The 18,420-nt window shown below is 67.0% G+C and carries 15 protein-coding genes; 10 read left to right on the top strand and 5 right to left on the bottom strand.

The annotated features are described in order from the left end of the window. Positions 1–25 precede the first annotated feature (25 nt). Entirely contained in the window at positions 26–2,356 is a 2,331-nt protein-coding gene (locus tag EDF69_RS10840; RefSeq protein WP_339538286.1) for a GH92 family glycosyl hydrolase, read from the bottom strand. 374 nt (positions 2,357–2,730) lie between these two features. Here EDF69_RS10840 and EDF69_RS10835 point away from each other — a divergent pair, with 374 nt between their 5' ends. From EDF69_RS10835 to EDF69_RS10820, 4 genes are all read left to right on the top strand, one after another. Beyond that, positions 2,731–5,184, top strand: a complete 2,454-nt coding sequence (locus EDF69_RS10835) for a TonB-dependent receptor plug domain-containing protein (RefSeq protein WP_132884536.1) — start codon at positions 2,731–2,733, stop codon at positions 5,182–5,184. Between the two features lie 89 nt (positions 5,185–5,273). Then, positions 5,274–5,519: a DUF6356 family protein gene (locus EDF69_RS10830; protein WP_132884537.1), complete on the top strand. Its 246-nt coding sequence runs from the start codon at positions 5,274–5,276 to the stop codon at positions 5,517–5,519. 4 nt (positions 5,520–5,523) lie between these two features. After that, positions 5,524–6,873, top strand: a complete 1,350-nt coding sequence (locus tag EDF69_RS10825; RefSeq protein WP_132884538.1) for an FAD/NAD(P)-binding protein — start codon at positions 5,524–5,526, stop codon at positions 6,871–6,873. Positions 6,874–6,970: 97 nt separating this feature from the next. After that, positions 6,971–8,221, top strand: a complete 1,251-nt coding sequence (locus EDF69_RS10820; RefSeq protein ID WP_132884539.1) for a DUF763 domain-containing protein — start codon at positions 6,971–6,973, stop codon at positions 8,219–8,221. On the opposite strand, the gene EDF69_RS10815 is transcribed toward EDF69_RS10820, so the two are convergent. Together EDF69_RS10815 and EDF69_RS10810 are read right to left on the bottom strand one after the other, a co-directional pair. Further along, a complete protein-coding gene (locus EDF69_RS10815) occupies positions 8,218–9,723 on the bottom strand; it encodes an ABC1 kinase family protein (RefSeq protein ID WP_132884540.1) in 1,506 nt (501 codons plus the stop codon). The two genes, EDF69_RS10820 and EDF69_RS10815, sit on opposite strands and share 4 nt — an antisense overlap. Positions 9,724–9,742: 19 nt before the next feature. Continuing rightward, on the bottom strand, positions 9,743–10,582 hold the full coding sequence (locus EDF69_RS10810; RefSeq protein ID WP_132884541.1) for an endonuclease/exonuclease/phosphatase family protein: 840 nt from the start codon (positions 10,580–10,582) through the stop codon (positions 9,743–9,745). A 181-nt stretch (positions 10,583–10,763) separates the two neighbouring features. Between EDF69_RS10810 and EDF69_RS10805 the strand changes: the two genes are divergently transcribed. The 5 genes from EDF69_RS10805 to EDF69_RS10785 are packed head-to-tail and all read left to right on the top strand — an operon-like array spanning position 10,764 to position 15,861. Next, positions 10,764–11,222, top strand: a complete 459-nt coding sequence (locus EDF69_RS10805) for a MarR family winged helix-turn-helix transcriptional regulator (protein WP_132884542.1) — start codon at positions 10,764–10,766, stop codon at positions 11,220–11,222. Then, the gene (locus EDF69_RS10800; protein WP_132884543.1) at positions 11,195–13,252 is read left to right on the top strand and encodes an FUSC family protein; all 2,058 of its coding nucleotides are present in this window, start codon (positions 11,195–11,197) and stop codon (positions 13,250–13,252) included. Before EDF69_RS10805 ends, EDF69_RS10800 begins: the two co-directional genes overlap by 28 nt. Beyond that, on the top strand, positions 13,249–13,473 hold the full coding sequence (locus EDF69_RS10795) for a DUF1656 domain-containing protein (protein ID WP_132884544.1): 225 nt from the start codon (positions 13,249–13,251) through the stop codon (positions 13,471–13,473). The genes EDF69_RS10800 and EDF69_RS10795 overlap by 4 nt, the downstream gene beginning before the upstream one ends. A 7-nt stretch (positions 13,474–13,480) precedes the next feature. After that, positions 13,481–14,416 (top strand): efflux RND transporter periplasmic adaptor subunit, encoded by a 936-nt coding sequence (locus tag EDF69_RS10790; protein ID WP_132884545.1) that lies wholly within the window; start codon positions 13,481–13,483, stop codon positions 14,414–14,416. Between the two features lie 8 nt (positions 14,417–14,424). Beyond that, on the top strand, positions 14,425–15,861 hold the full coding sequence (locus tag EDF69_RS10785; RefSeq protein ID WP_132884546.1) for an efflux transporter outer membrane subunit: 1,437 nt from the start codon (positions 14,425–14,427) through the stop codon (positions 15,859–15,861). Positions 15,862–15,940: 79 nt separating this feature from the next. Here the strand turns inward: EDF69_RS10785 and EDF69_RS10780 are convergent. Further along, positions 15,941–16,698, bottom strand: a protein-coding gene (locus EDF69_RS10780; protein WP_125962533.1) for an IS5 family transposase whose coding sequence is annotated in 2 segments (ribosomal slippage) — positions 15,941–16,365 and positions 16,365–16,698 — 759 coding nt in all. Because the reading frame shifts where the segments join, the coding sequence is not laid out codon by codon here. 88 nt (positions 16,699–16,786) lie between these two features. On the opposite strand from EDF69_RS10780, the gene EDF69_RS10775 reads away from it, so the two are divergent. Then, a complete protein-coding gene (locus EDF69_RS10775; protein ID WP_204991365.1) occupies positions 16,787–17,521 on the top strand; it encodes a sugar-binding domain-containing protein in 735 nt (244 codons plus the stop codon). Positions 17,522–17,574: 53 nt separating this feature from the next. Here the strand turns inward: EDF69_RS10775 and istB are convergent, their stop codons facing one another. After that, entirely contained in the window at positions 17,575–18,408 is an 834-nt protein-coding gene (gene istB / locus EDF69_RS10770; protein ID WP_204991410.1) for an IS21-like element helper ATPase IstB, read from the bottom strand. Positions 18,409–18,420: the final 12 nt, after the last annotated feature.

The raw sequence follows: 18,420 nt of genomic DNA, 5'->3' as shown, positions 1-18,420 counted from the left end.
GGGGAGGGGGCCAGCGGAACCTCGTTCAGGGAGCCGAACTCATCGACGGGGGCACGTCGGCGGGGCCGCTGCCCCAGTTCGGATTCGGCCGTGCACCCATGGTGAGGACGAGCGTCGCGCCATCCTTCACATCGGCATGGCGGAACCACGGCTTTGTCCAGGGATGGCCGTTCAGGGTCGCCGACTGAATGTAGAGGTTGGTGGCCGAGTTGTTGCGCGCCACGATCTCCAGCACCTTGCCGTTGCCCATCTGCAGCTTCACGCTGTCGAAGATCGGGCTCGACAGCACGTAGACGTCGCTGGACGGATCGACCGGATAGAAGCCCATCGCCGTCAGCGCATACCAGGAGGATGTCGCGCCCTGGTCGTCCATGCCGGCATAGCCATAGCCTGAGGCGTCGCTGCCGTAGAGCGTGTCGAGGATGCGCCGGGACAGCGCCTGCGTCTTCCAGGGCTGGCCGCTCCAGGCATAAAGGAACGGGGCGTGCTGGTCCGGCTGGTTGCCGTGGACGTACTGCCCAACCATGCCGGTGCAGTCGCGGCAGATCCCCTTCGGCGTGTAGGGGGTGCTGAAGAACTGATCGAGCTTGGCGTTGAACGCGTCGCGTCCGCCGAGCAGGGTGGAGAGACCCCGAACGTCATGCGGGACCAGCCACAGCGTCGACCAGCCCGACGCCTCCTTCATCATGAAGTTATAATAGGGCTCCTGCGGGTCGAACGGCGCGATCCATGAACCGTCGGCGGTGCGGCCGCGCATGAAGCCTGTCTTGCGATGGAAGACGTTGCGGTAATTGGCGGCACGCGTGCGGAACAGCCGGGCATCCTCCCGATGGCCGAGCATTTCCGCAAATTCGGCCATGGCGTGATCGTCCCAGGCATATTCCAGGGTCTTAGCGGTACCTGCCTTGCCGCCCGAATATGGAGGGCTGGGATCCTCGTCCGGCACGACGTCGGATATCCAGCCGTTCTTCTGATATTCGGCCAGATAGCCGCGTGGGCCCTTGGGGTCAGTGGCGTTGCGGCGGAGGAACTCATAGGCGGCCGCATAGTCGAACGGGATGCCCCGCCGCGCCGCACCGAGATACAGGAACACGGCGTTGTCGCCGTGGAAGGACGTGTTCATGAACCCGCGCTCGCGCGCCATGTCGAGCTCGGATTGCATGATGTCGCGAACGACGTCCGGCTCGAGCAGCTCCAGGAGCACGATCTGGTTCCTGCCCGTGTCCCAGAAGGGCACCGGACCATAGCGATCGTAGGTTGCCGTCTGCATCCTGCCTTTGCTGTCGGCGAAGTTCTCGCCCTTGCGCGCGACCAGGCGCGGGCTCGCGAAGGACTGGAACAGCGTGGAGTAGAAGAGCATCCGCTGCTTGGGAGAGCCGCCGGTCACCTGGACCTTGTCCAGCAGCCGGCCCCAGGCCTGCCGCGCCTGCGCACGCATGCTGTCGAAGTCCCAGCCGACGCTTTCGGCGCGCAGGCGCCGCTCGGCGTCGGCATAGCTCGGCCCATGAGCCATTCGCACCAGGATCGGCGCGTCCGCCCGCGTCGTGAAATCAAGGTAGCTGCCGGCGTAGCTGCCGGCGATCCAGCGGGCGTCGGGGACCACCTCCTTGTCGCCGATCCCGTAGCCCCGATTATTGCCCCCGGACTTCCGGAAGGTGCCGAAACGCGAGAAGGGGTGGGAAAACTCCGCGACGAAATAACGTCCGTCCGGAGCGTCGTGATCACCGCGCCGGGCAGCGATGCCGCGAACCATACGGTCGCCGACGATCTCCACTTCACCGCCTCGCAACGGGAGGTTGAGGATGATGTGGGCGCGATCCGTGGTCGGAAAGGTGAACCGCATCAAGCTGGTCCACCGGCTGGCGGTCAACTCCGCGCGCGTTCGGAAGCTGTCGAGGTAGACCGAGTAGTAGCCCGGCGCAGCGACTTCCTTCCCCTTGTCATAGTAGGACTGGGTGTAGACCGGCGGAACGGTCCAGTCGCCGACGATCGGCATCAGGATCGGTTGCGCGCCGCCGCCATAGGTGGCGCCGCCCCCGCCGGTGAACCCGATCATGGTGGGATTCGGATAATAATAGGGGGTCGCCACACCCGTGGGATAGGTCTGTTCGATGTTGACGTTGACCGGCGCCGCCTCGACTGCGCCGTGCGGAAGGCGCGCACCTGGGGAGGTGATCCCGGAATATAGCGGCTCACCGGGGGGCGGAGCGTTGCCGATCAACTCCTTTCGATCCAGCGGCGCAGTGCCGACCAGGGGATTGGCTTCGTCGACCGGCTCGCGCCCGTTCGATTGCGCGATCGCAGACACGTGGCTGCCGATCAGCACCGCGGCGGTCGCAACCAGGCTGCGGCCCACTCTCGTGCGCCAGACGCATGGCGAAGTTTGGATGCGCACAGACACCTCCCCGTCTCAACATTCTCGCGGTCGGGCGGTCGTGTTCGGCTTCAAGAGGCCCGACACGAGGAGGGTCGTTTAAATAAAGCATATTGTCAAATAGCGGAAGTTTCCGGCCTGCATCTGAATTCCTCTCCAGGTTGTGGGAATTCAAAGAAAAGCTTGCGGGTGCGAAAGCAGGTATCGCGCCACCTCGCGGCCAGATGAGTCTAGGAAAAACTATACCGAGCGTCGCCAGACGGAGAGGCGCTCGGCGGGTGCTTTTCTCCTCCACGAGAGGCGCCTCCGCATCGTGCCGCCAGCCCGTGTGCGCGGTGATCAACAAAGGGGTTCCCATGGCTCGTCTTCGCGCAGCAGGTCTGCTCACCGTTTCCCTTCTTGCGCTCGCGTCCGTGCCGGCGAGCGCGCAGCAAGCCGCCGCGCCGGGCGAGGAGGCGGAAAACGCACCTGTTGCGGGCGCCTCGACGCCGGCCGACGAGGGGAACGAGATCATCGTCACCGGCACCCGTGCGGAAGGCCGCACGCGGCTCGACAGCGCGTCGCCCGTGGACGTGCTGAGCGCCGCCAGCCTGCAGCGCCAGGGAACGACCGAGCTCGGTGCGGCGCTTGCAGCAGTTGCGCCTTCGATCGACTTCCCGCGTCCCGCGGCGAACGACGGAACCGACGCCATCCGCCCGGCGACGCTGCGCGGGCTCTCGCCCGACCAGACCCTGGTGCTGATCAACGGCGTGCGCGGCCATACGTCCGCGCTCCTGAACACCAACGGCACCGTGGGCCGCGGCTCAGCGGCCGTGGATCTCAACACCATCCCGGTCACGGCGCTGGATCGCATCGAAGTGCTGCGTGACGGCGCATCGGCACAATATGGCTCTGATGCGATTGCGGGCGTCGTCAACCTGCGCCTGCGGGAGGCCCGCGAAGGTGGCGGCGCGTCGGTGACCTACGGCTTCTACAACACCCAGATCGACACCGCCCGAGGCAGCCGCCACACCAATGGCGAGCCGACGGTGACGGCTTCGCTGTGGCAGGGCATCGGCTTCGGCAGCGACGGCTTCCTCACCCTGTCGGGCGAATATACGAAGCGCGAGCCGACCAACCGCGCGGACTATGATCCGCGCGTGACGCCGAGCCGCATCACCGGTCGCTACGGGGATCCCGAGGTGGATCAATATTCCATCTTCGCCAATGCAGGGACCTCACTCGGCGAGACTTTCCAGCTCTACGGCTGGGCCGGCTATCAAAACCGGGAATCCGAAAGCGCGGCCTTTCCGCGGCTGCCGGGCGTCACGTCCGGGTACAGCAACGCCGCCTCCATCTACCCCGACGGCTTTCTTCCGCTGATCAACAGCAAGTCGCGCGACCTGAACTCCGCGGTCGGCGTGAAGGGCGAAGTCGGCGGCTGGAACCTGGACCTGAACGTCAGCTACGGGCGGAACAAGATCGAGTTCCGCACGCGCAACTCGGCCAACTTCTCCTATGGCGCCGAAACGCCGACCGACTTCTACGATGGCGCGCTGGTCTACGATCAGTGGGTCGCCGGCCTGGACGTCGCGCGCAGCTTCGACGTCTTCCAGTCGCTCAACGTCGCCTTCGGCGTCGAGGGGCGCCGTGAGGGCTACAAAATCGAGGGGGGCGAGCTCGCGTCCTACGGCTATCCGACGCCAGATTATGCGGGCGGTGCAGCCCCGGGTGCGCAGGGCTTCGGCGGCTTCTCGCCCCTGAACGAGATCGAGCGCAGCCGCCGCAACGGCAGCATCTATGCCGATGTGGAAGCGCAGGTGACCGACAAGCTGCTGCTTGGCATCGCCGGGCGTGCAGAGAAGTATTCGGATTTCGGCTCGACCGTGAACGGCAAGCTGTCGGCGCGCTATGACGTGGCGGACTGGCTTGCCCTTCGCGGCACCGCTTCGACCGGCTTCCGCGCACCGTCGCTGCAGCAGCAGTATTTCACGCAGATCGCACAGGTGGTGCAGAACGGCGTCCCGGTACAGACCGGGACCTATCCGTCGGTGGATCCGGTTGCCCGGGCTCTGGGCGGGCTGCCGCTTGATGCCGAGAAGTCGACCAACCTTTCGGCAGGATTCGTGGTTCGCGCCGGCGGCTTCGACCTGACGGTGGACGCCTACCGCATCCACATCCGCGACCAGATCGGCCTTTCCGAGAATATCAGCGCCGGAACGCCCGGCACGCCCAGCTACAACCCGGCAGTTGCCGAGCTGCTGCCGAGCGGAGTCCAGGCTGCGCGCTTCTTTATCAACGGACTTGCATCCACGACGAAGGGCATCGACGCGGTCGCACACTACCGCCTGCGGACCGCGGCCGCCGGCAGCTTCGACTTCACCCTCGCCGGCAACATCAATGATGTGAAGGTCACGCGCGTGCCGACCACCACGTCGACCCTGAACCCGGCGCCGACGCTGTTTGCCCGCACCCGCATCCTGTCGCTGGAAGAGGGTACGCCGCGGGAGAAGGTGACCGGCACGATCGACTGGTCGCTCGACCAGCTCGGCGCGCTTGCTCGCGTCACGTACTACGGCGACGTGACGCAGCCGGGGACCACGGAAGCGGCAGATGTCCACACCGGGCGGCACGCGATCACCGACCTGGAGCTGCGGTACCAGGCCACCAAGGGTGCGCAGTTTGCCCTGGGCGTGAACAACCTGTTCGACGTCTATCCGGATCGCATCATCCCGGCGAACAACAGCACCGGCGTGCTGGGCTTCCCCTACTACTCGCCGTTCGGCTTCAACGGCCGCTATCTCTACGCGCGCGCCGGTTTCAACTGGTGAGGCCCTGCCGGGCCGGGCTGTACGCCCGGCTTGGCGGAACCCTACAGCCGCCCTATGCGCTTCTCCCATCAACGGAGTGGGAGTAGGTGATGATCGGACGGCTGTTCACGGATCATCCCCGTAGCGTCGGGGAAAGCTATGCCGAACATGCGCGTACGGCGGCGCATTTCGGCTTCGCGATGCTGAAAGGGGGCGCGGCGTGCCTCGTGCATGCCCTGGTTCCCGCATGGTTCACCCGCACCGGGAGCAACACGGTGCGGCAGCTGCACGCTGAGATGACCCGCCGCAACGCCGCGGCGGTGGCCGAGGGATCCGCGCTGGTCTACGAGATCTGAGCGCGTGATCCGTCATGTCGCGATCGTCGGTGCGGGTTTTTCGGGCACGCTGCAGGCGATCAACCTGCTGCGCCACGGGGGCCCCCGCGCGACCCTGATCGAGCGTGCGCCGCGTCCCGGCCTCGGGCTGGCCTATGGCGCTGCGCATCCGAGCCATGTCCTCAACGTCCGCGCTTCGAACATGAGCGCTTTTCCGGACGAGCCGGACCATTTCGTGCGCTGGCTGGAGAAGCGCGGGGTACCGGATGCGCCGGCGGCCTTCGTGCCGCGGCTGACCTATGGCACCTACCTGCGCGAGCTGCTCGACGAGGCGCAGGCACGCGCCGGCGACCGGCTGCGCATCGTTCACGGCGACGCGCTCGACGTCGTCGAGAACGGAGACGTTCGCGTGCAGCTGGCGAATGGTCCCGAGATCGTTGCCGATGCAGCGGTGCTTGCAGTGGGCAACCTTCCACCCCATTCGCCGCCCGGCCTTGATCCGGCTGCAATCTCCGCGGAGCGCTACAAGGGCGATCCCTGGGAGCCGGGGGTCGGGGAGGGGCTTTCCGGCGAGGATACCGTCCTGGTCATCGGCACCGGCCTGACCATGGTCGACGTCGTGCTGATGCTCGACGCCCGCGGTTTCAGGGGCCGCATCGTTGCACTGTCCCGGCGAGGGCTGCTGCCGCGGCGGCACGAAGCTCCCGCCCCGTGGGACAAGATCGTCGAAAAGCCCGCGGAAACCGGGGCGAGGCTGGTGCAGCGCGTACGCGAGCGTGCCCAGGAGGTCGGCTGGCGGAACGCCGTCGATGAGCTACGCCCCTACACGCAGGCGCTGTGGGCGCAGGCGACGGAGGCGGACCGCGCACGGTTCCTGCGGCACCTGCGTCCGTGGTGGGACGTGCACCGCCACCGGCTTGCTCCAGCGGTCGCCGACCGGCTTGCCGATCTGCAGGCGAGCGGGCGGTTGAACGTCGTTGCCGGGAAGACGCTTGGGTTCGAGGAGGTCAGTAACGGCGTCAACGTCCGATATCGGCCGCGCGGCGACGAGGTGGAACAGCGGCTGCATGTCCACCGGATCATCAACTGCACCGGACCCCAAGGTGACCTGCTTCGCACCAGTGAGCCGCTGCTGCGCAGGCTGGTCGATCGCGGCGCAGTGCGTCCGGACCCGGAGCATCTGGGTCTCGACGTCACGGTCAGCGGCCAGGTGGTGCGGGCGGACGGCTCGGCAAGCGAACGGCTGTTCGCACTCGGCCCCATGACACGCGGGGCTTTCTGGGAGATCGTCGCGGTACCGGATATCCGCCGCCAGACCTGGGACGTGGCGCGGCGGCTGTCGAACGCGCATTGGGTCGGCGGGGAGGGCCTGTAGCACCCACGTGAGGCGAGGCTGTTCCGCGTTCGTTCCTGGCGTGCTACAGTGATGTCATGCTCGCTCACGTCTCCCTGCACCTTCCGAGTACCTGCCGGTGACGCGCCGTGCCGGGAGCGCCGACCTGCCGCTGCATGGCGGCAGGGTGCCGGCATGGCTCGGCCAGCGGATGACGAAGCTCGGCGCGGTCATCGTCGAGGCCATTGTTCACGAATATGGCCGCGACGAACTGCTCCGGCGGCTGGCGCACCCGTTCTGGTTCCAGTCGTTCGGGGCGGTGATGGGGATGGACTGGCATTCCTCAGGCATCACCACGAGTGTCCTCGGAGCCCTCAAGCGTGGGCTGGCACCGCTTTCCGGCGAACTCGGTATCCACGTGTGCGGCGGTCGGGGGCGTCATTCGCGGGCGACGCCGTCGGAACTCGCGGCAGTCGGTGACCGGGTGGGCCTGGATGGCGCGGCGCTTGGCAAGGCCAGCCGGCTTGTCGCGAAGGTCGACAGTGCGGCGGTGCAGGACGGCTTCGACCTCTATCTCCACGGCTTCATCGTCACGGACGACGGGCGCTGGGTGGTCGTGCAGCAGGGAATGAACGGCGATCGCAGGCAGGCGCGCCGCTATCATTGGCTGTCGGAGGGGATCACCAGCTTCGTCGATGCTCCCCACGCCGCGATCGAGGGCCGCGGGCAGGGAATGATCGTCAATCTGGCCGATCGTCGCGCGGCGCCCTCCCGGCAGTGCCAACTCGAGGTTCTGGCGACACTCGGTCCGGACGGGATCGTGCGGGAGTTTGCTCGAATGCAGCCCGTTGAGCCAGCTGCGCCGGCACAGGGCCTGCTGCCGCACCTGGTGATGCCGGATCATCACGACGTGCGGCCCGAGAACATCGTGGCGCGTCGCCTCCACGGCAACCTCGCCGCCGCGGCTGATCGCGCGCCGGTCGATTTCGCCGACCTGCTGCTGTCGCCGCGGGTCGGCGCACGGACGGTGCAGGCGCTCGCGATGGTGGCGGAGGTGGTGCACGGCACCCCTTGCCGGTTCACCGATCCCGCGCGCTTCTCGCTCGCGCATGGCGGCAAGGACCGTCACCCCTTTCCGGTGTCCACCCGCGTCTACGACCAGAGTATCGCCGTCATGAAGCGGGCAGTGATCAAGGCGAAGCTCGGAAACACCGAGGAGCTCGCGGCGATCCGCCGGCTGGACGCGCAGGCGCGGCGGCTGGAGCGGGATGCCACTGGTCCGTCGGTGGAAGCACTGATCGCGCAGGAACGCCGTTCAAGCCACGAATATGGCGGGCGCAGCGTCTTCGGGTTCGAACCGCCCCCACCGAGTGAAAAGATCGCCGGCTAGGCCAGCAGGATCGCGCCACCGACCAGCATCGCGCCCGCGACGATCGCACCGCCGATCCAGCGCGATCCCGTGATGATGGCTGCTCCGGCATCCTGTGGTGGCTGGGCAGGTTCGCTTTCGAGACGCCGGATCGCGGCGCGAAGCAGCCGCGGCGCGTCGCTCCCGATCTTGCTGAGTTCCCACGCGAGCGCCTGAAGCGTCGGCAGCCAGTGGTCGGGCGAGAGCCGGGCCTGCGCGATCCGCAGCGACGAACGCTGCATCGCCGAAGACAGGTCGAAGTCGGGCTGGATCGCCGTGAGCACCCCGTCGATCGTCGCCAGCGCCTTGAAGATCAACAACAGGTCGGGGGGCATCGTCATGCCCTCGTCGCGCATCAATGGCAGGAAGTCCGCAACCATCGCGCTCAGGACGACACGGCCGCCGCCGTGGCGCACGATCAACCGCTCGGCTGCGGCCTGGACGCGGTCGCGCGGCACGGCGCTTCCCGCGGACCAGGTCGCGAGGACATCGGCCAGAGCCGCCGGATCACCGGCGTTCAGCGACTGGGTGAAGGCGATGAACTCCTCGCGGCGGCGCGGAGAGACATGACCGATCATGCCGAGGTCGAGCAACGCGATACGGTTACCCGGCAGGCATAGCAGGTTGCCCGGGTGCGGATCCGCATGGAAGCGCCCGTTCACCAACACCATGTCGAGCACGATGTCGGCGCCAAGCGATGCGATTTCCGCCGGATCGATACCCGCCGCACGAAGACGATCGCCGTCTCGGGGCGGGGTCCCCGAGATGTAGTCCATCACCAGCAGCGCTTCGGATGTCCAGGCCCAGTGGATCTCCGGCACCACCACGCGCGGATCGCGTGCGAAGTCGGCACGAAGCCGGTCGGCGTTGCGACCTTCGCCGGTGAAGTCGAGTTCCTCCAGCACGGCTTCGGCGAGCTGGCGCGTCATCGCGGCGGGCGCGAAGCGCCTAGCCTCGGCGCTCGCGGCTTCCGCCACCGAGGCCAGTTGGGCGATCAGCCGCAGGTCGGCTTCCATGCGCGGCCGGATGTCCGGTCGCCGGATCTTGAGAACGACGGGCGTTCCGTCTTTCAGGGTCGCGCGGTGGACCTGTGCCATGGAGGCGGCGGCCAGGGGTTCGGGATCGAAGCTCCCGAACGCGGTCTCGGGTGATTGGCCGAGCGCTTCTTCTACAGCCGGCCGGAGGGCTTCGAAGGGCAGGGTGGGAGCGCCGCTGTGCAGTTGCTCCAGTTCCGCGATCCATTCTGGAGGCAGCAGGTCGCCGCGCGTGGCGAGGATCTGGCCCAGCTTCACGAACGTGGGTCCCAGGGCCTCCAGCGCCAGTCGCGTGCGGCGCGGAAGGGTCTGCGGATTGTCGAGTTCGCCGTCGTTCCGCTCCAGCCCCAGCCGGGCAAGCAAGACCCCGAGGCCGAAGCGTGAGGCGATCTGCAGGATTTCTGCAAGCCGCCCGCGATCGCGGGCGGCTACCATCAGGGTCTTGATCATGCGGGGCTCTTCCTTACCCCTATTTCTCGAAGGCGACCGTCGCCATCACGGGGAAGTGATCCGAGGCATAGGTCGTACCCTCGTGATGCGTATCGACCGTCGCGTCCTTGATCTGGAAGCCGCGGACGAACAGATAGTCGATGCGCTTTTTGCCGACGCCCGTGAAATCGTGGAAGGTGAGCTCCGGACCCTGCTTTCGCGGAGCCGCCGTCCAGGCGTCGGTGAGGGCCTTGGAGAACTCAGCGTAGACGCCGCTGTCCGGTTCTGCGTTGAAGTCGCCGGCCACGACCAGCGGCAGGTCCTTGGCGATTGCGGGCAGGCGCGACAGGATCAGGGCGCCGCCCTGCTCGCGCGCTTGGGCATCCTGCTCCCGGTGGGGCAAGTGGGTGTCGACGAACACGAAGCGGCGCGGGTTGCGGCCGAGGGTCTCGAACACGCCCCAGGTCGCCATGCGCGGCAGATCGGTACCCCAGCTCATGCTGCCCGGCTGCTCGGGCGTGTCGGACAGCCAGAAGTCGCCCTCGGTCACCAGCCGGAGCCGGTCGGTGCGATAAAGGATGCCCATGTGCTCATCCGCGTGACCGCCCCGTCGATCGCGGCCGAACCAGCGATATTGCGGCAGCGCGCGCACCAGATCGTCGCCCTGCCGCTGGTGGAGTTCCTGCGTGCCGATCACATCGGGCTGGGTGTCGCGGATCGTCGCCACCATCACGGGGCGGCGCACGTCCCACCGGGTCGGACCCTCATCGTAGGAAAGGCGGACGTTGAAGGTCATCACCCGCAGCGAAGAGGCCGGCGCGCAGGCTGCCACTGTGGCGACGAGGAACAGCCCTATGCTCCGGCGCAGGATCGACATCATTCATTCTCCCCAATTCTTCTTGCTGGTCATTTCCCGATGGGCGGGGATCGCGTCAATGCCATGACGACCCTGCGCGATGCGCCTCCGCGGGCGTCCCCTGTGGAGACCTCGCCATGGTTTGCAACAAAATGTTGCTGAGCGGGGTTCCATTTAGTTAGCTTCCTAACTATCTGGCGTCGCCATGCCGGATCAACAGCTGCAACGCGGGTTCACGCACCGCCTGATGCCGCTCGCGCGCGCCTATCGACGCTACATCGACAAAGGGCTCTCCTCGCTCGATCTGTCCCACACCACGGCGCTGGCCGTGATGCTGATCGGCCGGATGGGAGACGGGCTTCGCCAGGGGACGCTTGCAGAAGAGCTGGGACTGGAAGGGGCATCGCTGGTTCCGCTCATCCAGCAGCTGCTGCAGGCGGGTCTCCTCGATCGTCGTCCCGATCCTGAGGACGGCCGCGCCAAGACCCTCCACCTCACCGACGCCGGCCGGAGCCTTGCCGCAGAGGTCGAAGAGCGTTCGGCGACGCTGCGCGCGCGCGTCTTCGCGGGGATCCCGGACGAAGACGTTCGCGCCGCGTTGCGGGTGATGGACCGCCTGGCGGTCGTTCTCCAGGAATGTCCAGACGGGACGCCGGCCGCGTGACGATCGGCGTGCGTCATCTGGTGTTCTCGGCCAACGCCTTTGCCGGCGCCTTGCTGGCGTTGTTCCTCTCCTTCGAGATCGGCCTGGAACGTCCCTTTTGGGCAATGGTGACGGTCTATATCGCGAGCCAGCCCCTGTCCGGCGCGTCGGTTTCCAAGGGCGTGTTCCGCCTCATCGGGACCGTCGTCGGCGCGGGCGCCGCAGTGCTCATGGTGCTGGCGTTCGTGAACGCGCCGGTGTTGCTGACGCTGGTGATGGCCCTGTGGGTCGGCGGCTGCCTGTTCGTTTCGCTGATGGACCGTACCCCGCGCTCCTACCTCTTCATGCTGGCCGGTTATACGGCCGCCTTCGTCGGGTTTCCTTCCGCAGGTCACCCGGAGCAGGTGTTCGGCACCGCGGTGCTCCGCGCCCAGGAAATCGGGCTCGGTGTGTTCTGCGCGATGTTGTTCCACTCGATCATCTTCCCGCTGAGCGTGGGCGACGCGGTGCGCGATCGGCTGCGCGACATCCTGGCGGATGCCGAGCGCTGGACCGCGGACGCCCTGTCCGGCGCCTCCTCCCCAGAGACGGAGATGGAGCGCCGCCGCCTCGCGAACGATACGACCGAGCTCCATCTGCTGGGCACACATCTGCCCTATGACACCGCGCGGATTCGCCCGGAGCGCAGGACACTGGCCGCACTTCAGGACCGATTGGTGCTGTTGCTGCCGATGGCCTCCGCGATTGAGGATCGCATCGTCACGCTGCGGGCGGCAGGGGCGCTACCGGAGTACCTCGATCGGCTGATCGAGGACATCCGCAGCTGGATCAAGGATCCCGCTGCGGCGGATCCGGACATGCTCCACGAGCGCGCCGAAGCGCTTTCGCGGGAGGCGGCGAGAAGACACGACTGGAATGCGCTTCTCCAGGTAAACCTTGCAGGTCGGCTGGCGGAACTCATCGTTTTGCTCGGGACCATCCGGTCGCTCGCACGCGCGATCCGCTTCCCTGAGGAGAAGCTGCCCCAGGCGTTGCGGCAGACGATCCGGGCGGCGCGCCCGCGCAAGTTCCACCTCGACTACGCGCTCGCGCTGCGCTCGGCCTTTGCCGCGGTGCTGGCGATCGGGGGATGCGCAGCGTTCTGGATCTTCAGCGGCTGGCCCGACGGCGCCACTGCAACGATGATCGCCGCGGTCATGTGCTGCTTCTTCGCGGCCATGGACGATCCCACCGTCGCGCAGCGTGGTTTCCTCTACGGCACCGCGGCCGGCATTCCGCTCGTCGGCTTGTACCTGTTCGCCATCCTGCCGATGATCAGCGGCTTTCCGCTGCTGGCGCTGGTACTCGCGCCCCTTTTCCTGCCGCTCGGCGTGGCAGTCGCCTTCCCGGCACTCGCCGGTGCGACGATGCCGCTGGTGGTAGGGATCGCGGGCGGGCTGGCGCTCAACAACAACTATGGTCCGTCCGATTTCGCCACCTTCGTGAACAGCAATTTCGCGTTGTGCGCGGGGGTTCTGGCCGCGATCTTCGCGACCCGTCTGGTGCGCGTGCTGGATCCCGCGGCTGCGGTGCTGCGGGTCCTGCGGGCCGGCTGGCGCGATCTCGCCGACGCGGCCGAGGGGCGTTCGATCCGCAGTCCGGCGGCCTGGACCAGTCGCATGCTGGACCGGGTGGGGCTTATCCTTCCCCGCCTCCCGCGCGCAGCCGCGGACCTCAGGCTCGCTGGAACCGACGCCCTTCGCGATCTTCGCGTCGGCCTGGGCGTGCTTCAGGTCCGCGAAGCGGCGCGAACGACCCCGTCGGGCGCCGCACGGGTCGCGTTGGAGCGGCTTGTCGTAACCCTCGGACGCCACTTCCGCCGGCTCGGAAACGGAGCGAGCGAACGTGCGCCGTTGATGCTGCTCGACGAGATCGACGTCGCATTGGCGCTGACCCTGGACACGCCGGCGGATTTCCCTGGCCGTGAGCCCACGCTGCACGCACTCGTCGGCCTGCGCCGCAACCTCTTTCCCGACGCCAGCGCCTGGCAACCGGAGGCCCTTGCCGCATGAACGGCCAGATCGACATCAACGGCATCTATGTCCACCCGCTGCTGATCGCGGCGATCGTCGCCTATGCGGTGTCGCTCCCGATCGAATGGGCACTCGCGCGTGTGGGCTTCTACCGCTTCGTCTTCCACCGGGGCTTGTTCGACTTCGCCCTGGTCGTCGTCCTGTGGGGGCTGCTCGCGGCCGCCCTGTCCACCGGCACTCCCTTCGCGCTTTCCTTCTGAGACCGTCATGAAACCCGTCATCATCATTCGCGTCCTGATCACCTTCGCCATCGTCCTCGCCGGCTATTTCGTCGCCGAAGCCCTGTGGCGGCATTATGAGGAGGATCCCTGGACCCGCGACGGGCGCATCAGTGCGGACGTGGTGCAGGTCGCACCGGACGTGTCGGGGCTGGTGACCGAAGTGCTGGTGCACGATAACCAGGAGGTGCGCGCCGGCACCCCATTGTTCATCATCGACCGGCCGCGCTACCAACTCGCGGTCAAGCAGGCGCAGGCGGGAATCGCGGCGCAGCAGGTCCTGATCGCGCAGGCCCAGCGGGAGGCGCGGCGTAACCGCACCCTCGGAGACCTGGTCCCGGCCGAGGAACGCGAGCAGGGGGACGCCAAGGTCGAGCAGCTTCAGGCCGAACTCGCCCGCCTGCAGGTGCAGCTGGAGACGGCGCGGCTCAACCTCGCCCGTACGGAGGTGCGGTCGGGCGTGGATGGCACCATCACCAACTTCGACCTTCGCCCCGGCGACTATGCCACTGCCGGGCGCGCCGAGTTCGCGATCATCGATCGCAAGTCGATCCATGCCGTGGGCTATTTCGAGGAAACCAAGCTGCCTCGGATCGCGCCGGGAGACCGGGTGCAAGTCCATCTGATGGGGGAGCAGCGGGTGATCGAGGGCCATGTCCAGAGCATCGCCAGCGGCGTGGACGATCGCGATCGCACCGCGGGTGACAAGATGCTCCCCAACGTCAACCCGACCTTCAACTGGGTGCGCCTTGCCCAGCGTGTCCCGGTGCGGATCGTGCTGGACCGCGTCCCGGCGGGCTTGTCTCTCGTCGTCGGCCGCACCGCGACGGTCAACGTCCTCCATCGCGAGCCGTCTTCTGCACCGCGCCCCGGTACGGTGGCAGGGGGGCTCGAACGTCGCGCCACCCCGGAGAAGACGGCATGAGATCGTCGATGCTGCGGAAAGTCGTTCCCTTGCTTGCCACCGTCGCGGCAGCCGCTTGCGCGCCGGTCGGCCCCGACTACCACCGTCCGGAGACGGCGATCGCCGAACGGCCTTCTGCCAAGGCGCCGTTCTTGAGCGGCAACGAGCCCGCCTTCGCCGAGACTGCCGTTCCCCAGGACTGGTGGCGTCTGTACCGGGATCCGGTGCTCGACAGCCTCGTGGCGGAGGCCATCGCCGCGAATACAGACCTGCGCGTGGCAGCGGCCAACATAGCGCGAGCCCAGGCGCAGCGCACCATCACCGAGGATGCGCGAGAGCCGCAGACGGAGCTCGGCGCAAGCATCTCGCGCGCCATGCCCTCGGCACAGGAAGAGTTGATGCCGGGCGAGGCGTTCCCATCCTTCTGGGTCTATTCGCTGGAGGCATCGGCGAGCTACCAGCTTGATCTGGCGGGTCAGATCCGCCGCGCGATCGAGGCGGCGGATGCCGATGTGGCGGCAACGCAGGCGGCGTATGACGCGACCCGCGTGACCGTCGTCGCCCAGACCACCGCCGCCTATGTCGAGGCCTGCGCTGCGGGGCATGAGATCGGCGTCGTGCAGCAAGCGCTCGATCTGCAGCGACGCAGCACCGAGCTGACACGGCGGCTGGTTCGTGGCGGACGCGGCAGCACGCTCGACGTGACCCGCTCCACCGCGCAGGAGGCACAGGTCCGTGCCAATCTGCCGACCCTGATCGCCCAGAAGCAGACGGCGCTGTTTCGTCTTGCGACCCTTACCGGGAAGCCGCCTGCCGAGTTCGACCGGCGGGTGGCGGGCTGTGGGCGGGAGCCACAGCTGGATCGGCCGGTCCCGATCGGTGACGGGGCCGCGCTGCTACGGCGCAGGCCGGACGTCCGGCAGGCGGAACTGCTCCTGCGCGCGGCCACTGCCCGGATCGGGGTCGCAACCGCGGACCTGTACCCGAAAATCCGTCTCGGCGCGTCCATCGGCTCAGCGGGGCTCGCAGAGTCCTTCCTGTCATCGGACACGTTCAAGTTCGGGCTAGGGCCGCTGATCAGCTGGGAGTTCCCGAACCGCAAGCGCGTGCGCGCCCGCATCGGCATGGCCGAGGCCGAGGCGGATGCGGCGTACGCGCGCTTCGACGGGGTGGTGCTCACCGCCCTTCGCGAGGTGGAGACGGCGCTCACGGTCTATGCACGCGATCTCGATCGCCGCCGCGAGCTGGAGGAGGCGCGGTCTCATGCTGCGCAGGCGGCACGGGATGCGCAGACGCTGTTTCGTGCGGGTCGGCAGGGCTTCCTGCCGGTGCTGGACGCGGACCGGGTTCTGATTTCCGCCGAACAGGCGCTGGCGGCACAGGAAAGTCGCATCGCCGCAGATCAGGTGCGCTTGTTCCTGGCGCTGGGAGGCGGATGGCAGACCTCGACTGCGGCAGAGGCGTGAGCCTGAAAGGTTCGGTCAAAAGATAAGATAATTACGGTCGCCTCCTTCGTTCCTTGCCGTTAGGGTCAGGACTCGTTGATCACAGCCAGAAGATGACGGTGGCAGCGAGGGCGATTGCGGAGAAGAAGGCGGTGGGGCAGCGGTCGTAGCGGGTAGCGACCCGGCGCCAGTCCTTGAGGCGGCCGAACATGATCTCGATGCGGCTGCGACGCCGATAGCGGCGCTTGTCGTACCGGATCGGTTCGTTGCGCGACCTGCGGCCTGGGATGCAGGGTTGGATGCCTTTAGCCTGGAGGGCGTCCCTGAACCAGTCGGCGTCGTAGCCGCGATCACCAAGCAGCCACTGCGCCTTCGGCATGTCATCGAGTAGCGCTGCCGCGCCGGTGTAGTCGCTGACCTGGCCCGCGGTCATGAAGAAGCTCAAGGGGCGCCCGTTCGCATCGGCGATGGCGTGAAGCTTGGTGTTCATGCCGCCTTTGGTGCGGCCGATCAGGCGGCCAAGATCCCCTTTTTAACCCGCAGGCTCGATGCCGTGCGGTGAGCCTTCAGGTAGGTTGCGTCGATCATGACCGTCTGCGGCTCGGCGCCGGCTGCAGCCAGACCTTCCATCATTCGCGTGAACACACCGGCCTCGCCCCAACGCTTCCACCGATTGTACAGCGTCTTGTGCGGGCCGTACTCGCCGGGTGCATCTCGCCAGCGCAGCCCGTTGCGATTGACGAATACGATGCCACTCAGCACCCGCCGATCGTCTACCCTCGGCCTCCCGTGGCTCTTGGGAAAGAACGGCCGCAGCCGCTCCATCTGCTCGTTCGTCAGCCAAAACAGGTCACTCATCCCGGTCTCCTTGCGGAGCCTGAATCAGATCGCGACGCTCACATCAATGGGTCCTGACCCTAGGCTGGAAAGAAAAAGGGAGGATCTGATGGCATTTTTCCGCACGGCCTTGTTGCTGGGGACCACGCTCAGCTTTGCCAGCGGCGTTCCGGCGTTGGCTCAGCGCACGGTTCCCGCCGCGCCGGACGCGATCGTCTACAAGACTGCGCTGACGACGAAGTGGGGCCGGGAGGTCACGCCGGAGAACGCGTGGCGCAGCTATCCGCGTCCGCAGCGCGTGCGGGACCGTTGGCTCAATCTCAACGGCCAATGGGACTATGCGATTGCGAAAGCGGGCACACCCCGGCCCGCGCAGATGCAGGGCAAGATCCTAGTCCCTTTCGCGGTGGAATCGAAGCTTTCGGGCGTGCAGCGTCCCGTTCTTCCGGACGACCGCATCTGGTATCGGCGCAGTTTCGCTGTGCCGGCCGATTGGGCCGGGCAGCACGTGCTTCTGAACTTCGGCGCCGTCGACTATGAAGCGGCCGTCTGGGTGAACGGCGCCTATGTGGGGGCGCACAAGGGCGGCTCCGCCACCTTCAGCTTCGATATCACCGCACATCTGCGGAGCGGAGACAACGAGCTGGTGGTCCAGGTCGCCGATCCCACTTCCGATGGCGTGCAGCCGCGCGGCAAGCAGACGCTGGCGCCGCAGGGTATCTGGTACACGCCCGTCAGCGGCATCTGGCAGACCGTGTGGCTGGAGCCTGTCAACGGCGGAGCAAAACCAGGCCAGCGGGGCGGAGTAAAAGCAGGCCACTTGAGGCGCGCGCTGACGATATGAAAAGGGCCCCGATCGGGGCCCTTTTCATATCGTTGCCGTCCTCGGCCTGATGGTCAGGAAGATAATATCTCACCGGTGTCCGGGTCGGACAGGGCACTGGCCTGGTTTTGCTCCGCCCCGCGACGTTTGCGTCCGGTGGACTGCTTGAGGCGATAGCTGTCGCCGTTCATGGTCAGGATGGTGGCATGGTGGGTGAGCCGGTCGAGCAGTGCGCCGGTCAGCCGCTCGGAGGCGAGCACCTGCGTCCAGTCCTCGAACGGCAGGTTGGAGGTGATGATGGTCGAGCCGCGCTCGTAGCGCTGCGACAGCACCTCGAAGAGCAGTTCGGCGCCGGTCGGGGACAACGGGACGTAGCCGAGTTCATCGACGACGAGCAGCTTCACGGCCGCCATCTCGCGTTGGAGCTTGAGCAGCCGTCGCTCGTCTCGCGCCTCCATCAACTGGTTCACCAGCGAGGCCGCGGTAGTGAAGGCGACTGTGAAGCCCTTCTGGCAAGCCGCCAGGCCGAGCGCGAGGGCTACATGCGTCTTGCCTGTCCCGCTGTTGCCGAGCGCAATGACGTTCTCGCGGCGCAGGATATATTCGCACCGTGCGAGCTCGACCACCATCATCTTGTTCAGGCTGGGGATGGCGGTGAACTCGAAGGTGTCGAAGCTCTTCACAGCCGGGAAACGGGCTGCGCGGATCCGTCGCTCGATGGTCCGGCGCTCGCGGTCGATGAGCTCCAACTCGATAAGCCGCAACAGGTAGCGCGTGTGGTCGACCCCGCCTTGCGCGCATTCGCGCGCGACCTTTTCGTACTCGCGCAGAACGGTTGGCAGTTTGAGTTGTTTGAGATGATGGGCGAGCAGCACCTGTGGCGTACCTGCGGTCGTGCCCACCGGCATGGCGTCCTTGTC

The organism is Sphingomonas sp. JUb134 (assembly GCF_004341505.2).
GTDB lineage: Bacteria > Pseudomonadota > Alphaproteobacteria > Sphingomonadales > Sphingomonadaceae > Sphingomonas.
The sequence above is the reverse complement of the archived record's forward strand: the minus strand, read 5'-3'. Positions and strand labels throughout refer to the sequence as shown.